Here is a 14533-nt window from a genome sequence, read left to right as displayed (position 1 = left end):
GCATGACGACTGAAACCCTACTGTTCGAACTCGGCACGGAAGAGCTGCCTCCTGGCGCCATCAATGCTCTCTCGGACGCCTTGGCCTCAGGCATCACCCACGGCCTTCTTGATGCTGACATCCCCTTTTCCGATGTGCGTGCCTATGCAACGCCGCGTCGGCTCGCTATCCGGATCCTTGAATTAGCCGGAAAACAACCTGATCGTGAAGTCGAACGTCGTGGTCCTGCATTGGCAGCGGCCTTCAAGGATGGAAAACCGACAAAAGCGGCAGAAGGCTTTGCCCGGTCATGTGGTGTCACTGTCGATGAGTTGATTCACCTGGAAACCGATAAAGGGACCTGGCTCGGTTACCGCGAATACCAGCCAGGCGACTCGGTCGATCGGTTATTGCCGGCAATCATCGACAAAGCCCTGGCCTCCTTGCCCGTCCCCAAAAACATGAGGTGGGGCACGTCCCGCGTCGAATTTTCACGCCCTGTGCACTGGCTAGTCTTGTTATACGGCAACCAGGTGATCGATGCGGAAGCCTTCGGGTTGAAAGCCGGCCGTATTACGCATGGACATCGTTTTCATGCCCCGGAAGCGATCGAGCTGAAGCATGCCGATGATTATCTCCCCATGCTGGAAGAAGCTCATGTCCTCGCCGACCGGGAGCAACGGCGTGAACGCATCCGCGAGCAAGTTCTCGCTGAAGCCGAGGCACATGATGGTAATGCCGTTATCGATAATGAGCTTCTCGAGGAAGTCAGTGGGCTCGTCGAATGGCCAGTGGCGCTGACCGGCAGTTTCGATCAGCGTTTTCTCGACGTTCCTCCTGAATGTCTCATCTCGTCAATGAAAGCCAATCAAAAGTACTTTCACCTGCTTGATGACAATGATCAACTCAAGCCATTGTTCATCACACTGGCCAACATCGATAGCCAGGACCCGCAGCAGGTCATCCAGGGTAACGAGAAAGTCATTCGCCCACGCTTGGCTGATGCGGCATTCTTTTACGAGATGGATCGCAAGTCATCCCTGGAAAAGCGTCGCGATGGGTTAGCCAATGTCGTTTTTCAGCAACAACTTGGCACACTTGCCGATAAGAGCGAACGCATCGCCTTCGTTGCCAGATACATTGCCGATGCCATCGGTGGTGACACGACACAGGCCGAACGAGCTGCCTTACTTGCCAAGTGTGATCTGGTTACCGAAATGGTTCAGGAGTTTCCTGAACTACAGGGCATCATGGGATGTTATTACGCCCGCCATGATGGCGAGGATGAAGAAGTGGCTCGTGCCTTGTACGAGCAATATCTACCTCGTTTCGCTGATGATGAGATCCCGCAAACGCGTGCAGGGTTAGCGTTGGCGTTAGCTGACCGACTGGATACCTTGACGGGTATTTTCGCCATCGGGGCACGACCGACTGGCGGCAAGGATCCCTTTGCACTCCGACGAGCCACTATCGGTGTGCTCAATATCCTGATCAAAGGTGAACTGGATCTCGATTTGCGCGACTTGCTAACGCTTTCGGCTGCCCAGCATCGAGACCTTCCCAAGCCGGACGATCTGATTGACCAAGTTCTTGAATATATGCTCGACCGCTTCCGAGCCTGGGCCCAGGATGCCGGGATACCTGCCGAGGTATATCTTGCAGTGCGCTCTCGTCCGGTTACCAAGCCGTTGGATTTCGCTCGTCGCTTGCACGCAGTGCGTCATTTCAGTCAGCGCGATGAAGCTTCCGCCCTTGCCTCAGCCAACAAGCGAGTCTCCAACATCCTGGCCAAACAGGAGTACGATGCTGCCAATCATCCGGTCGATGTTTCTCTTCTGGAAGAAACAGCAGAAATATCGTTATCTGAAGCTCTTGAATCCTGCCGTCACGCCGTGCAACCGCTCTTCGCTCGAGCTGACTACAGCCAGGCCCTGGATGTTCTATCAGGCCTGCGAGAGCCAGTTGACCAGTTCTTTGACGACGTCATGGTCATGGCACAGGATGAAGCGATTCGCCACAACCGTTTGGCACTTCTTGCCACTCTTCAAGCATTGTTCCTCGACGTGGCGGATATCTCACAGCTATCCCAGTGATGCGACCACCTCCCAGGCACCTTATAGCCGGCGCACATCCGCCGGCTTTTTTGTCCCGGAATGTTTCACGTGAAACACAGCACGCATGGGTTGGATTCTTTGCCATCCAACACCAGTCAACGAGTATTTCCAAGCGTTCGCATCACTATCGACATATCTTCCGGAAGCCCGATCCTGACTGCTTCCGCTTAACACTTTCACCTAGTGTTTCACGTGGAACATCGGCTACACTCTAGCTTTCGTTCCACAGAGCTATCATCATCAGAACACCCAAGCGTACGACCACCTTCATGTCAGAACCCCCCAAGTTGATCATCCTGGACCGCGACGGCGTCATCAATCACGATTCTAACGCCTACATAAAATCACTGAACGAATGGGAGCCCTACGTGGAGTCCATTCATGCAATCGCTCGTTTGAGTAAGGCAGGCTGGATGGTCGCCGTTGCCACCAATCAGTCCGGTATCGCTCGTGGGTATTATTCTGAACACACACTGGCCGAAATGAATCGGGAGCTTCACCGTCAGGTCAACCAAGCCGGAGGCAAGATAGACTGCATCGCCTACTGTCCTCATGGACCCGATGATGACTGTGATTGCCGAAAACCTCTCCCGGGATTACTGTACAGGATCCAATCGGCACTCAAGCTCGAGACGATAGCAGGATGTTGGATGGTCGGGGACAGCTTGCGAGATCTTGAAGCAGGTGCGGCAGTTGGTAGTCGGCTGGCACTGGTGAGAACGGGAAAAGGAAGCAGAACCGAATTGCATGGAGTCGGCCTGGAACGAACCTTGATCTTCGATGATCTTGCCGCTTTCACCGACTGGCTGCTTCGAGAGGAACGGTGTCGGCCTTGTTAAATGAAAAGGGCTGACTATCAGTCAGCCCTTTTCAACACTCACACAGCCCTCATGTGCCAACACCCGTTCTCAAGATGTTTCACGTGAAACACTCCAGTGAAACGCATAAAGAGAACCAACACCTTCTCAAATATCGAGGTTGGCCACTAGAGCAAATCGCTCGATGAAATCACGACGTGGTTCGACTTCATCACCCATCAAGGTATTGAACATCATATCGGCAGCAACGGCATCTTCGATAGAGACCTGCAACATCCGCCGGGTTTCCGGGTTCATGGTCGTTTCCCAAAGTTGATCGGGGTTCATTTCACCAAGCCCCTTGTACCGCTGAATAGAGAAGCCACGCTGCGCCTCCTTCATCAGCCACTCAAGAGCATCATAAAAGGAAGTGATAGACTGTGTCCGTTCGCCACGAGCGATATAGGCACCCTCTTCAAGCAGGTTATCCAGAGTGTCTCCCAGCTCAGCCATGGTGCGATAGTCCACGCTGCGGAAAAAATCCATGCCCCAGACATATTCCGTCGTCACACCATGGGCCGTCAGGCTGACACTAGGAAGATATAACTCGCGCTCAGTATCTTCGTGCAGTTGGAATGTATAGCGTGGACCGCCTTCATAGGAAACCATCGCATCCATTTCAGCTTGCAGAAACGCTATCCAGCGCTCCATGCAATCCCGGTCTTTGAGACTTTCCTCGCCTTCGAGTTTGGCAGCATGCACGATCTTGCGAAGCACTTCTTCCGGATAGACGCGGGACAACCGCTCGATACGGTTCATCACATCCCTGTACTGCTTCACCAACGCTTCCAACTGTTCGCCGGCAATGCCTGGTGCATCAGGATTGACATACAGTCGTGCACCATCAAGGGCAGTCGTTGTCAGGTAGTCTAGCAAGGCTTGCTCATCCTTGAGGTAGAGTTCTTGCTTGCCACGCTTGATCTTGTAGAGAGGCGGCTGAGCAATATATACATGCCCACGCTCTATGAGCTGCGACATCTGACGGAAAAAGAAGGTCAGCAGTAGCGTCCGAATATGCGACCCGTCCACGTCAGCATCCGTCATGATAATGATGGAATGGTAGCGCAACTTGTCCGGATTGAACTCTTCCCGCCCGATACCACAGCCAAGTGCCGTGATTAATGTGCCAACCTCAGCGGATGACAGCATTTTATCGAAACGTGATTTCTCGACGTTGAGAATCTTTCCCTTGAGCGGCAGAATCGCTTGAGTTCGACGATCACGGCCCTGTTTTGCACTACCGCCCGCCGAATCACCCTCAACCAGATAGAGTTCGGAAAGGCTGGGATCCTTTTCCTGACAATCAGCCAACTTACCGGGCAAGCCGGCAATATCCAGAGCCCCTTTGCGTCGCGTCATATCTCGAGCCTTCCGTGCCGCCTCTCGAGCTCTGGCGGCATCCAGCATCTTATTGACGATATTCTTCGCTTCATTCGGGTGCTCGACCAGATAATCAGAAAAGTGGCGACCGAGCTCCTGTTCGACGGCCGTTTTGACCTCGGACGAGACCAGTTTATCCTTGGTTTGAGCAGAAAACTTGGGATCCGGTACCTTGACTGAAATGATCGCAGTCAACCCTTCACGCGCATCGTCGCCTGAGGTGGCCACTTTCAACTTCTTCAATAAGCCTTCGGCTTCGATGTAATTATTGAGAGAGCGGGTCAGTGCCGCACGGAATCCGGCCAAGTGTGTACCGCCATCGCGTTGCGGTATGTTATTGGTATAACAGAAGATATTCTCAGCGAAGGTATCGTTCCACTGCATGGCAACTTCAACACCGACGCCGTCTTCGCGCTCGGAGTTGAAGTGAAAAACGGGATTGAGTGCCGTTTTGTTCGTATTGAGATGATCGACGAACGCTTTCAAGCCCCCTTCGTAATGAAACAGCTCTTCTTTCCCGGAGCGTTCATCCATCAATCGGATCGCCACTCCTGAATTCAGAAACGAGAGTTCTCTTAGACGCTTAGCGAGGATATCGTAATGGAACTCGATGTTGGCAAAGGTGTCGGTAGAGGGTCGAAAATGGACCCTTGTGCCACTTTGTTCCGTCTTGCCTACGATTTGTAGCGCAGACTGGGGCTCACCATGACAATAGACCTGCTCATATACATCACCGGTGCGCCAAATCGTCAATTTCAACTCTTCAGACAAGGCATTGACCACGGAGACACCGACACCGTGTAGACCACCCGACACCTTATATGAATTATCATCGAACTTACCGCCGGCATGCAGAACCGTCATGATGACCTCTGCTGCCGATACACCTTCACCTTCATGAATATCGGTAGGTATGCCACGGCCATTGTCGCTGACGGTAACTGACTCGTCCGGATGGATAACTACCCGAATTTCAGTACAATGCCCGGCCAGGGCTTCATCGATGGAGTTATCCACCAATTCAAACACCATATGATGTAGCCCGGTACCATCATCGGTATCACCTATGTACATCCCGGGGCGCTTGCGTACGGCATCCAGACCCTTGAGTACCTTGATGCTCGATGAGTCGTAAGCTTGTTCGCTCATTGACTACTCCGTCATGAAGTCTTGCATTCCGTGTGACGCTTCCAGACACCCATGTTTCACGTGAAACATGGCGACCGGCGTATTTGTTTGCCAAAGGCCCTTCAGTGCATCCTGTTCGACACTGGTGATGAACACCTGACACCCCATGACTTCCAACCATCGACAGAAAGCCTGACGATGATACGTGTCGAGTTCAGCCGGTAAGTCATCAATCAAATAGACACAGGTGCGTTCAGTAGTTTGTTCCAACAGGCGTCCCTGGGCGAGTTTCAAGGCACTTACGACCAACTTTTGTTGCCCGCGGGATAGCACTTCTACTGCAGGACGTCGATCGAGACGAATACGCAAATCTGCTCGCTGAGGTCCTTGCTGAGTAAACCCCATCTGTTGGTCGGTATCCTGCGACCGTTTCAGCACGTCACTCAAAGGACGTTGGCGGTCCCAACCACGATAATAGCGCAGGGACAATCCTTCGAGGGGAAGGAGCTCTTTCAGCGTCTCTTCGAATACTGGCGACAATGCCTGCATATACTCCGCGCGCAGATCATCCAGTTTCGTACTCCAGTACGTTAACTCATGATCCCAAGCGTCCAAGGAACGCTTATCCATTCTATCATGCCTGAGGAGTGCATTCCGATGTTTCAACGCACGCTTTACTCGCCTCCAGGTAGCGAGAAACTCATGTTTCACGTGAAACACACCCCAATCGAGAAACTCTCTACGCGTCGTCGGCGAGCCTTCAAGCAAACGAAATGCATCAGGATTGATCAACTGCAGAGGTAGGGCCTCAACAAGGCGCGAGATCCGAGACACCTTCTCGCCGGCCATTCGCATTTCCAGCTCATTCGATGCACGTGTGCGGCGAACACCCAACGGGACAGGGGGATCGCCGACAAGACGACCATGCAAAGCCATCGCATCGGTGGAGTGAGCAATCGTATGCTTCAGTTGATGCGTCCGGAATGACCGCCCCATTCCAAGTATATGGATACCTTCAAGCAAGCTGGTCTTGCCACTCCCATTGGCACCGACGATCACGTTGACACCGGCACCAGGTTGGCAATCGGTCTCAACCAGATTCCGCAATCCCATGAAGGCAAGGCGATCAAGAGGCATCCGCAAGATCCCACGATATCTCAAGAGACATCGTCAAAAGGCAGAACAAGGACAGAGACAATGACGCAGAAATCGTGACGTTGCCTGCTACTAATGCATCACTAGAGTCGCATCGGCATTACGACATACATGGCGTCACCGCCCCCCGGCTCTTCCAGCAAGGCACTGCTATTGGGGTCCGCTAACGTCAACTGGACTCGATCCTCGTTCAGTACCGTCAGAACATCAATGAGATAACTGACATTGAAACCGATTTCCATGCCTTCCCCACTATACTCGATAGCGACATTTTCCTCGGCCTCTTCTTGTTCAGGGTTATTGGCCGTGACACGAAGATTGCCCTCTTCGAGCTGCAGACGAACGCCACGATACTTTTCATTCGAAAGAATCGACGTGCGCGACAGTACCTGACGCAATTCGACACGATCAGCAATCAGCACCTTATCGCCACCGCGAGGTACCACCCGCTCATAGTCCGGGAATTTGCCATCAACCAGCTTGGAAGTGAATGTAAACTCACCGGTATGAGCTCGCACATGGCTGGCACCCACCGTCAAGCTCACAGATTCGTCACTATCATCGAGCAAACGAGTCAACTCCAGAATCCCTTTGCGCGGCACGATCAGTTTCTGAGTGGGTTCCACTTCGATGTCGACAGGACGAGAGCAGACAGCCAGACGGTGACCATCCGTAGACACTGTACGCACCAAGTTGGAGGTCAGCTCCAGCAACATGCCATTCAGGTAATAACGAACATCCTGTTGGGCCATGGCAAATGATGTTGCATCGATCAAGTGCTTCAGCGTTCCTCTGGGTAAGCTCAACTCCACATTACCGGGTCCATCCTCGATATTGGGAAATTCAGCAACCGGAAGTGTCGACAGCGTAAAACGGGAACGCCCGCTGCGTAGAACGGCTCGTCCTTCTTCTATCGCAAAAGCGATTTCCGATTGTTCCGGTAACGACTTGCAGATGTCCATCAACTTGCGAGCCGGCACGGTCGCGGATCCAGGTTCGTCAACCTGGTCAGGAGCTGTACGTCCAATGAGTTCGACTTCAAGGTCCGTACCAGTCAGTGCCAACTGGTCATCCTGAACCTGTAAGAGCACATTGGACAGCACTGGCAATGTCTGGCGTCGCTCCACCACACCAGCCACCAGCGTCAAGGGCCGCAACAGGGCTTCGCGGGAGATGGAAAATTTCATGAAAACTCCACTTCTTGTCCTGAATTTCGATGACTCGTCGTCGCGCCGCTGTCCATCAGCTGGTCAGCAATCGCAGCAGATTCTTGTAATCCTCACGGATGTCGGCATTGTCTTCCTGAAGCGACTGCACCTTACGACACGCATGCAGCACAGTCGTATGATCGCGCCCGCCGAATGCATCGCCGATCTCGGGAAGACTGTGGTTGGTCAGCTCCTTGGCCAATGCCATGGCAACTTGACGCGGCCTGGCAACGGACCGTGAACGACGCTTGGAAAGCAGATCGGCCAGCTTGATTTTGTAGTATTCGGCAACGGTACGCTGGATATTATCGACGCCGACCTGCTTGTCCTGGAGAGCAAGCAGGTCCTTGAGCGATTCTCGAATAAAATCTTGGGTAATGGGCCGCCCCATGAAATGCGAGTCAGCAATGACTTTCTTGAGAGCCCCCTCCAACTCACGCACATTGGAGCGAATTTTCTGGGCGATGAAGAAAGCGGCATCATGGGGTAGATCGACCTTGGCCTGGTCCGCTTTCTTCATCAAGATCGCCACTCGCGTCTCGAGTTCCGGCGGCTCGATGGCGACGGTGAGCCCCCATCCAAAACGAGACTTCAAGCGCTCTTCTACACCATTGATTTCCTTGGGGTAACGATCCGAGGTCAAGATCATTTGCTGGCCACCCTCAAGCAGGGCGTTGAAGGTATGGAAAAACTCCTCCTGAGAACGCTCCTTACCGGCAAAGAACTGGATATCATCGATCAACAAGGCATCGACACTACGATAGAAGCGTTTGAAATCATTGATTGCATTGAGCTGCAATGCTTTGACCATATCGGCCACGAAGCGTTCTGAATGCAGATAGACGACCTTGGCCTTCTCACTCTTCACCGCCAGTTGGTTTCCTACAGCATGCATCAAGTGTGTCTTGCCCAATCCAACGCCACCATAGAGGAACAGCGGGTTGTAGGCTCCTCCCGGGTTTTCCGAGACCTGGCGCGACGCTGCACGCGCCAGTTGGTTGGATTTCCCTTCCACGAAAGTTTCGAAAGTGAAGTTGGGATTAAGTCCACTCTGGTGCTTGAGACTACCTTCGACCTGGACTTGACGCTCACCACTACCGCTACGCGCCGCATTTTCCTGCTGCGGCGTATCGTTGTCTGCAGTGGCTTCGATTTCACGTTCATCGGGGATATCGCCTCGCGGTGGCGTATGCACTGCAGGGGCCGCCGGTTGGCTATAGGCGCCGGCAGAAACCGGATTACCCAATTCACGGGGTTGCGGAGCAGGCGCAGCACGTCGGCTGCCTACCGTCAAGGACACTTTCGGGGGCTTGGTCGGCGCCAACTCACGCATCAATTCATTGATGCGCTTGGCATACTTGTCGTTGACCCAGTCACGTACGAAACGGTTGGGGGCTAGCAGGCAAAGCTCATTGGATTCACCTTCTTCCGCCTGCAGGGGACGAATCCACGTATTGAACTGCTGAGAGTTCAATTCATCCTGCAGAAAATCAAGACATTGTTGCCAAAGAGCGACCGACACCGCAACCTCACCCACTAACGCGTTAACGAAGACCGGCCATTGTAGCTTTCTGAGGCTGAGTTATCCACACGACGACGCACTCTCGGTGCTGTGGAAAACGTTTGTTACCTCGGCACGCACATTCCATTACCCAACGATCTGTCCACTAAATTGATCACAGTTTATAAAATATTTCAAATGGTTGATTTTTATGTATTTTTTAGAAATATTCACAACCTTGATCCCCAATGTTAATAACAATGCCTTCTAGTATGAACGGCGCTTTCGGCACTACACCGCCCTTGGGTCTGGCTCGCCAGTGACAGAGTGATGCAATCGTAATCTCAGAAAAATTGCACCGGACTAGCGAATTCACTAAAATTCCCCGTCTTGATCCGAAGACCCTGACATTCTGGAACAAGCGTCGGGGCAGAACGATTCGACATTGAGACCAATTCAACCACGTGGGAATCACTCATTATGAAACGCACCTTCCAACCCAGCGTTCTCAAGCGCAAGCGCATGCATGGCTTCCGGGCACGCATGGCAACCAAGAATGGTCGTGCCGTACTGGCGCGCCGCCGCGCCAAGGGTCGTAAGCATCTGAGCGCCTGACGGCGAGCGCGTGTCTCGTAACGAATTTCCCCGGCGCCTGCGACTACTCAGCGCCGGAGACTATCGACACGTTTTCGACAATGCGACGTACAAGGTGCACGGCAAAGGGTTATTGGCCCTGGCTTGCAGAAACGGTACGGAACATCCAAGGCTTGGCTTGGTGATCAGCAAGAAAAGCGCACGCCGGGCTGTCGATCGCAACCGCATCAAACGTTTGACTCGCGAGTCCTTTCGCCTGCAACAGCATCGGCTGCCGGCTGTCGATATCGTCATACTGGCGCGCCGGGGTATCACCGAACTGGACAATGCTACACTGCATCGCCAACTACACGGCATGTGGCGGCGTCTCGAGAAGAGTGTGCGCAATGCATAGGCTACCGGTCCATGACGAGGTGCCAGAGCCCCATGCGGGCGACATGGCCAGCCTGCATTGCCGTCGGCTGGCACGCCAGCCATACGGGGTCGCTCCGTCGGCCGACACGTCGCCAGACCTCCACTTCCATCGGGCAGAACTCTCATGGACGTAAAACGACTCCTACTACTGATTCCATTGGCCGTGCTCGCCTATCTGCTGGTTGTGCAGTGGAATCAGGATTATGGTCAAGCGCCTCCGATAACCGACGCTCCCGCGATTTCCAGTTCCGACGACCCCAGCGTCAACGACAATAGCGTCGACGACGAGAGCGCCTCGGGAGACAGCGACAGCGAAGGCTTGGCCGCACCGAGCGGGGATGACAACATCGACAGTGACATGGCCGATGAAGCCGCCGATCCGGCGGACAACGGTCGCAAGCTGGTTGCTGTTACCACCGACGTACTTGATGTGCGCATCGATCCCCAAGGGGGAGACATCGTGTATGCCGCACTGCCCAAGCACAAGCAGCGACTGGATTCCGAACAACCTTTTATCCTGCTCAGCGATAACGAGCGACGCAGTTACGTCGCCAAGTCCGGTTTGCAACTGGAAGGCCACGATGGCCGCATCGCCTACGATCCTGAAACGACCGACTATCGTCTAGCCGAGGGTGACGATGAATTGCGGGTCGAGCTGGAGGCGGAAGTCAATGGCGTCGATGTGATCAAACGCTACACCTTCGAACGGGGCAATTACGCTGTCGATGTCAGCTATCACCTGGCGAATCAAGGAGACGAGCCGGTAACGGCCCGTTTCATTGGCCAGTTGGCTCGCGATAACAGTCCCGACCCTTCCAGCGGCCCAGCCCTGGGGATGAGTTCCTATCTGGGAACCGCTTACTCCTCGCCGGATGACCGCTACCAGAAGGTCGACTTTTCGGATATCCAGGCCGGTAATTTCGACAATCGTGACGTCGAAGGGGGATGGGTCGCCATCATCCAGCATTACTTCGCTTCGGCTTGGGCCCCCCCCCAGGAACAACAGAACCTGTATTACGGGACGACGGATTCACGTGGTCGTAATGTCGCGGCATTTGCCGGCCCGACACAGAATCTCGCGGAAGACGGCGAAGCCACGCTTGGCGCTACCCTGTTCATGGGACCGAAGATCCAGGATCAGTTGGAGGCAGTAGCGCCGCACCTGGAACTCACGGTTGATTTCGGTTGGCTATGGTTCCTTGCCAATCCGCTCTTCTGGCTACTCGACCATATCCATGAAATTCTCGGTAACTGGGGTTGGTCGATCGTCGTACTGACGATCCTGGTCAAACTGGCGCTGTTCCCGCTTTCCGCCAAGGCCTACAAGTCCATGGCCCGGATGCGCAAGCTCGGCCCCGAGATGCAGCGCCTCAAAGAGCAGTATGGCGATGATCGCCAGAAGATGTCCCAGGAAATGATGAAGTTCTACCAGAAGGAGAAAATCAACCCGTTGGGTGGTTGTTTACCGATTCTGGTACAGATGCCGGTCTTCATCGCCCTGTACTGGATGTTGCTGGAATCGGTGGAATTGCGCCACGCCCCCTTCATCTTCTGGATCGAAGATCTCTCAGTGAAGGATCCGTTCTTCATTCTGCCGATCCTGATGGGCGCCTCGATGTTCCTGCAACAACTGCTCAACCCGACACCCCCGGATCCGATGCAGGCCAAGATCATGAAGATGTTGCCGGTGATATTCACCTTCTTCTTCCTGTGGTTCCCGGCCGGTTTGGTGATTTACTGGATCGTGAACAATACGATATCGATCCTTCAACAATGGATCATCACACGCAACATCGAGAGCGACCCCTCTGTGGGCAAAGGAATGAAAACGCGAAAATAGCGTGACCCGATCGTTCTCGATGCCAGGCCCCCGCAATGCGGGGGCCTGGCGTTTATGGACGACCAACGGGACAATAGCCGTGTAGTCACAGTGACCGGAGCCAGCATGCCCACCAACCTTCTTTACACTCAGGACACTATCGCTGCACTCGCTACGCCACCGGGACGAGGCGGTGTCGGGATCATTCGCGTCTCGGGCCCCGATGCCAGCGCAATAGCCAAAGCGATTCTGGGCTACTGCCCACCGCCACGTCAGGCGGACTATTTGCGATTCCGAGGCAAAGAAGAGATCATCGATGAGGGCATCGCGCTCTATTTCGTGGGACCGAACTCGTTCACCGGTGAAGACGTCCTGGAACTGCAGGGTCATGGTGGGCCAATCATCATGGACTTGCTATTGGAACGTTGTGTACAACTCGGCGCTCGCCTGGCTCGACCCGGTGAATTTTCCGAGCGCGCCTTCCTCAACGACAAGCTGGACCTGGCACAAGCCGAGGCCATTGCCGATCTGATCGAAGCCAGTTCCCGAGCCGCGGCTGAAAACGCTGTCCGTTCACTCCAGGGCGAGTTCTCGCACCGAGTCGAGGCATTGGTCACGCGACTGATCGAACTACGCATGTATGTCGAAGCCGCCATCGATTTTCCAGAAGAAGAGATCGATTTTCTCGCCGATGGCAACGTGGCCAACATGCTTTCCGGGGTTCAGAGCGAACTCGACAGTGTACGCGAGGCCGCGGGTCAGGGCGCTTTGATGCGTGAAGGCATGAACGTGGTGATTGCCGGCCGTCCCAACGCCGGTAAATCGAGTCTACTCAATGCCCTCACCGAGCAGGATACCGCTATCGTGACCTCGGTCGAAGGCACGACTCGCGATGTACTGCGTGAGCATATTCATGTCGATGGGATGCCACTTCATGTCATTGATACCGCCGGATTACGCGATACGCCCGACGCCGTGGAGCAGATCGGCGTCGCCCGAGCGTGGTCGGAGATTGAAAAGGCCGACCGAGTGCTCCTACTGGTCGATGCTACCACCACCGAGGCCACCGACCCGATGACGATCTGGCCAGCATTCGTCGCACGGCTCGCCGATCCCGAACAATTGACGCTGGTCCGCAACAAGATCGATGGGACCCAAGAACCGCCAGGATACGACGACACCGGTAACACGCCGATCCTGCGTCTCTCGGCCAAGACGGGAGAGGGCATCGATAGTCTGAAGGCGCATCTCAAGGCGGTGATGGGATTTTCCGTCACACCGGAGGGCCGTTTCTCGGCTCGCCGGCGGCACCTGGATGCTCTCGACCGTGCCAAGCGAGCGCTCACTAACGGTGAGGATCAACTTTCAGGCCATGGAGCCGGCGAGCTGCTCGCCGAAGATCTGCGTGATGCACAACAGGCATTGGGTGAAATTACCGGTGAGTTCAGCGCTGACGACTTGCTCGGCGAAATCTTCGGCAGTTTCTGCATCGGCAAGTAGCGTGACCCCAGTCATGACGACTCCGGCATCCACCAGTCAGCATGATAGTGGGCTTCGTTCGAGCACACCGGTAAAACGCACTCCATGCTGGCCGCGAGTCGTTCATCCAACCCCCACGGTGGATTGAATACCAACAGGCCGCTACCGTACATTCCATGTCCATTGGTCACTGGGGCACGCCAACGGAGCTCGCTCCGCCAAAGTTTATGTACCCCGGCGTTTCGCAGTCGCTCGAGCATTGAATGGTGCCTTCCTGCCGACAGTAAGGGATACCACACCAACACGATGGCATGTCGAACCTTATGCGAGAGTGTAATCAGCGTGTCCGCGACTTCCTGATACTCTTCCTTGCGCTCATAACTGGGGTCGATCAAGGCGCAGACTCGCGGTGTGGATGGCGGCATCATCTCCACGATACCTGTCAATCCATCAGCATGACGACAGCGAACGTTGTCGGGTAACGCTTGGTGGGTAAGTTGAGTGTGCTCGCCTGGATGCAACTCAAACAACTGTAGCCGATCCTGTGAACGGAGCCCTTCGGCCAACCACCAAGGTGAACCTGGATAGTGGGTCAAGCCACCCTCGTGGCTGGTTTGCAAGGGGTCCAGCGCCAGCAACCACGCTTTCAACAGCGTATCACTGTCAATCACGTTGCGCGCATCCCATAAAGGAGCCACTCCCTGGCGATATTCTGCCAGTTTACGTGTTTCAGGCGCGGACAGCGGATATATCCCTCGACCCGCATGGGTATCGATATAGGTAACCGCCGACGCCTTCCTGTGCAAATGCCGAATCACGCCATACAGGGCCAAGTGCTTATGCACATCAGCCATATTGCCTGCATGGTAGGCATGCTGGTAAGCGAGCATGACATATCTCGACTG

11 protein-coding genes are annotated in these 14533 nt (G+C 54.4%); 6 read left to right on the top strand and 5 right to left on the bottom strand.

Annotated features, from left to right (window positions below; translation table 11 throughout):
* Positions 1-2: 2 nt before the first annotated feature.
* Both glyS and gmhB read left to right on the top strand, forming a co-directional pair.
* Positions 3-2072: a glycine--tRNA ligase subunit beta gene (gene glyS, locus FVV99_RS02295; RefSeq protein WP_148252399.1), complete on the top strand. Its 2070-nt coding sequence runs from the start codon at positions 3-5 to the stop codon at positions 2070-2072.
* A gap of 290 nt (positions 2073-2362) precedes the next feature.
* Positions 2363-2932: a D-glycero-beta-D-manno-heptose 1,7-bisphosphate 7-phosphatase gene (gene gmhB, locus FVV99_RS02290; RefSeq protein WP_148252398.1), complete on the top strand. Its 570-nt coding sequence runs from the start codon at positions 2363-2365 to the stop codon at positions 2930-2932.
* Positions 2933-3058: 126 nt separating this feature from the next.
* Here the strand turns inward: gmhB and gyrB are convergent, their stop codons facing one another.
* The 4 genes from gyrB to dnaA all read right to left on the bottom strand — a co-directional run bounded on the left by gyrB (position 3059) and on the right by dnaA (position 9343).
* On the bottom strand, positions 3059-5479 hold the full coding sequence (gene gyrB, locus FVV99_RS02285; RefSeq protein WP_148252397.1) for a DNA topoisomerase (ATP-hydrolyzing) subunit B: 2421 nt from the start codon (positions 5477-5479) through the stop codon (positions 3059-3061).
* Positions 5480-5482: 3 nt separating this feature from the next.
* Complete coding sequence (gene recF / locus FVV99_RS02280) at positions 5483-6595, bottom strand: DNA replication/repair protein RecF (protein ID WP_148252396.1); 1113 nt, start codon at positions 6593-6595, stop codon at positions 5483-5485.
* Between the two features lie 101 nt (positions 6596-6696).
* The gene (dnaN, locus tag FVV99_RS02275) at positions 6697-7800 is read right to left on the bottom strand and encodes a DNA polymerase III subunit beta (protein ID WP_148252395.1); all 1104 of its coding nucleotides are present in this window, start codon (positions 7798-7800) and stop codon (positions 6697-6699) included.
* Between the two features lie 55 nt (positions 7801-7855).
* A complete protein-coding gene (gene dnaA / locus FVV99_RS02270; protein WP_148252394.1) occupies positions 7856-9343 on the bottom strand; it encodes a chromosomal replication initiator protein DnaA in 1488 nt (495 codons plus the stop codon).
* Between the two features lie 459 nt (positions 9344-9802).
* Here dnaA and rpmH point away from each other — a divergent pair, with 459 nt between their 5' ends.
* The 4 genes from rpmH (at position 9803) to mnmE (ending at position 13649) form a co-directional block, all read left to right on the top strand.
* Complete coding sequence (gene rpmH / locus FVV99_RS02260) at positions 9803-9937, top strand: 50S ribosomal protein L34 (RefSeq protein WP_148252392.1); 135 nt, start codon at positions 9803-9805, stop codon at positions 9935-9937.
* Positions 9938-9947: 10 nt separating this feature from the next.
* On the top strand, positions 9948-10310 hold the full coding sequence (gene rnpA, locus FVV99_RS02255) for a ribonuclease P protein component (protein ID WP_148252391.1): 363 nt from the start codon (positions 9948-9950) through the stop codon (positions 10308-10310).
* A gap of 144 nt (positions 10311-10454) precedes the next feature.
* Entirely contained in the window at positions 10455-12170 is a 1716-nt protein-coding gene (yidC, locus tag FVV99_RS02250; RefSeq protein WP_148252390.1) for a membrane protein insertase YidC, read from the top strand.
* Between the two features lie 105 nt (positions 12171-12275).
* Positions 12276-13649: a tRNA uridine-5-carboxymethylaminomethyl(34) synthesis GTPase MnmE gene (gene mnmE / locus FVV99_RS02245; protein ID WP_148252389.1), complete on the top strand. Its 1374-nt coding sequence runs from the start codon at positions 12276-12278 to the stop codon at positions 13647-13649.
* A gap of 11 nt (positions 13650-13660) precedes the next feature.
* Here mnmE and FVV99_RS02240 read toward each other — a convergent pair whose 3' ends face one another.
* Positions 13661-14518, bottom strand: coding sequence for a 23S rRNA (adenine(2030)-N(6))-methyltransferase RlmJ (locus tag FVV99_RS02240; RefSeq protein ID WP_148252388.1), 858 nt, complete (start codon positions 14516-14518; stop codon positions 13661-13663).
* Positions 14519-14533: the final 15 nt, after the last annotated feature.

This window comes from Aidingimonas lacisalsi, from assembly GCF_008079445.1.
Taxonomy (GTDB): domain Bacteria; phylum Pseudomonadota; class Gammaproteobacteria; order Pseudomonadales; family Halomonadaceae; genus Aidingimonas; species Aidingimonas lacisalsi.
The sequence above is the reverse complement of the archived record's forward strand: the minus strand, read 5'-3'. Positions and strand labels throughout refer to the sequence as shown.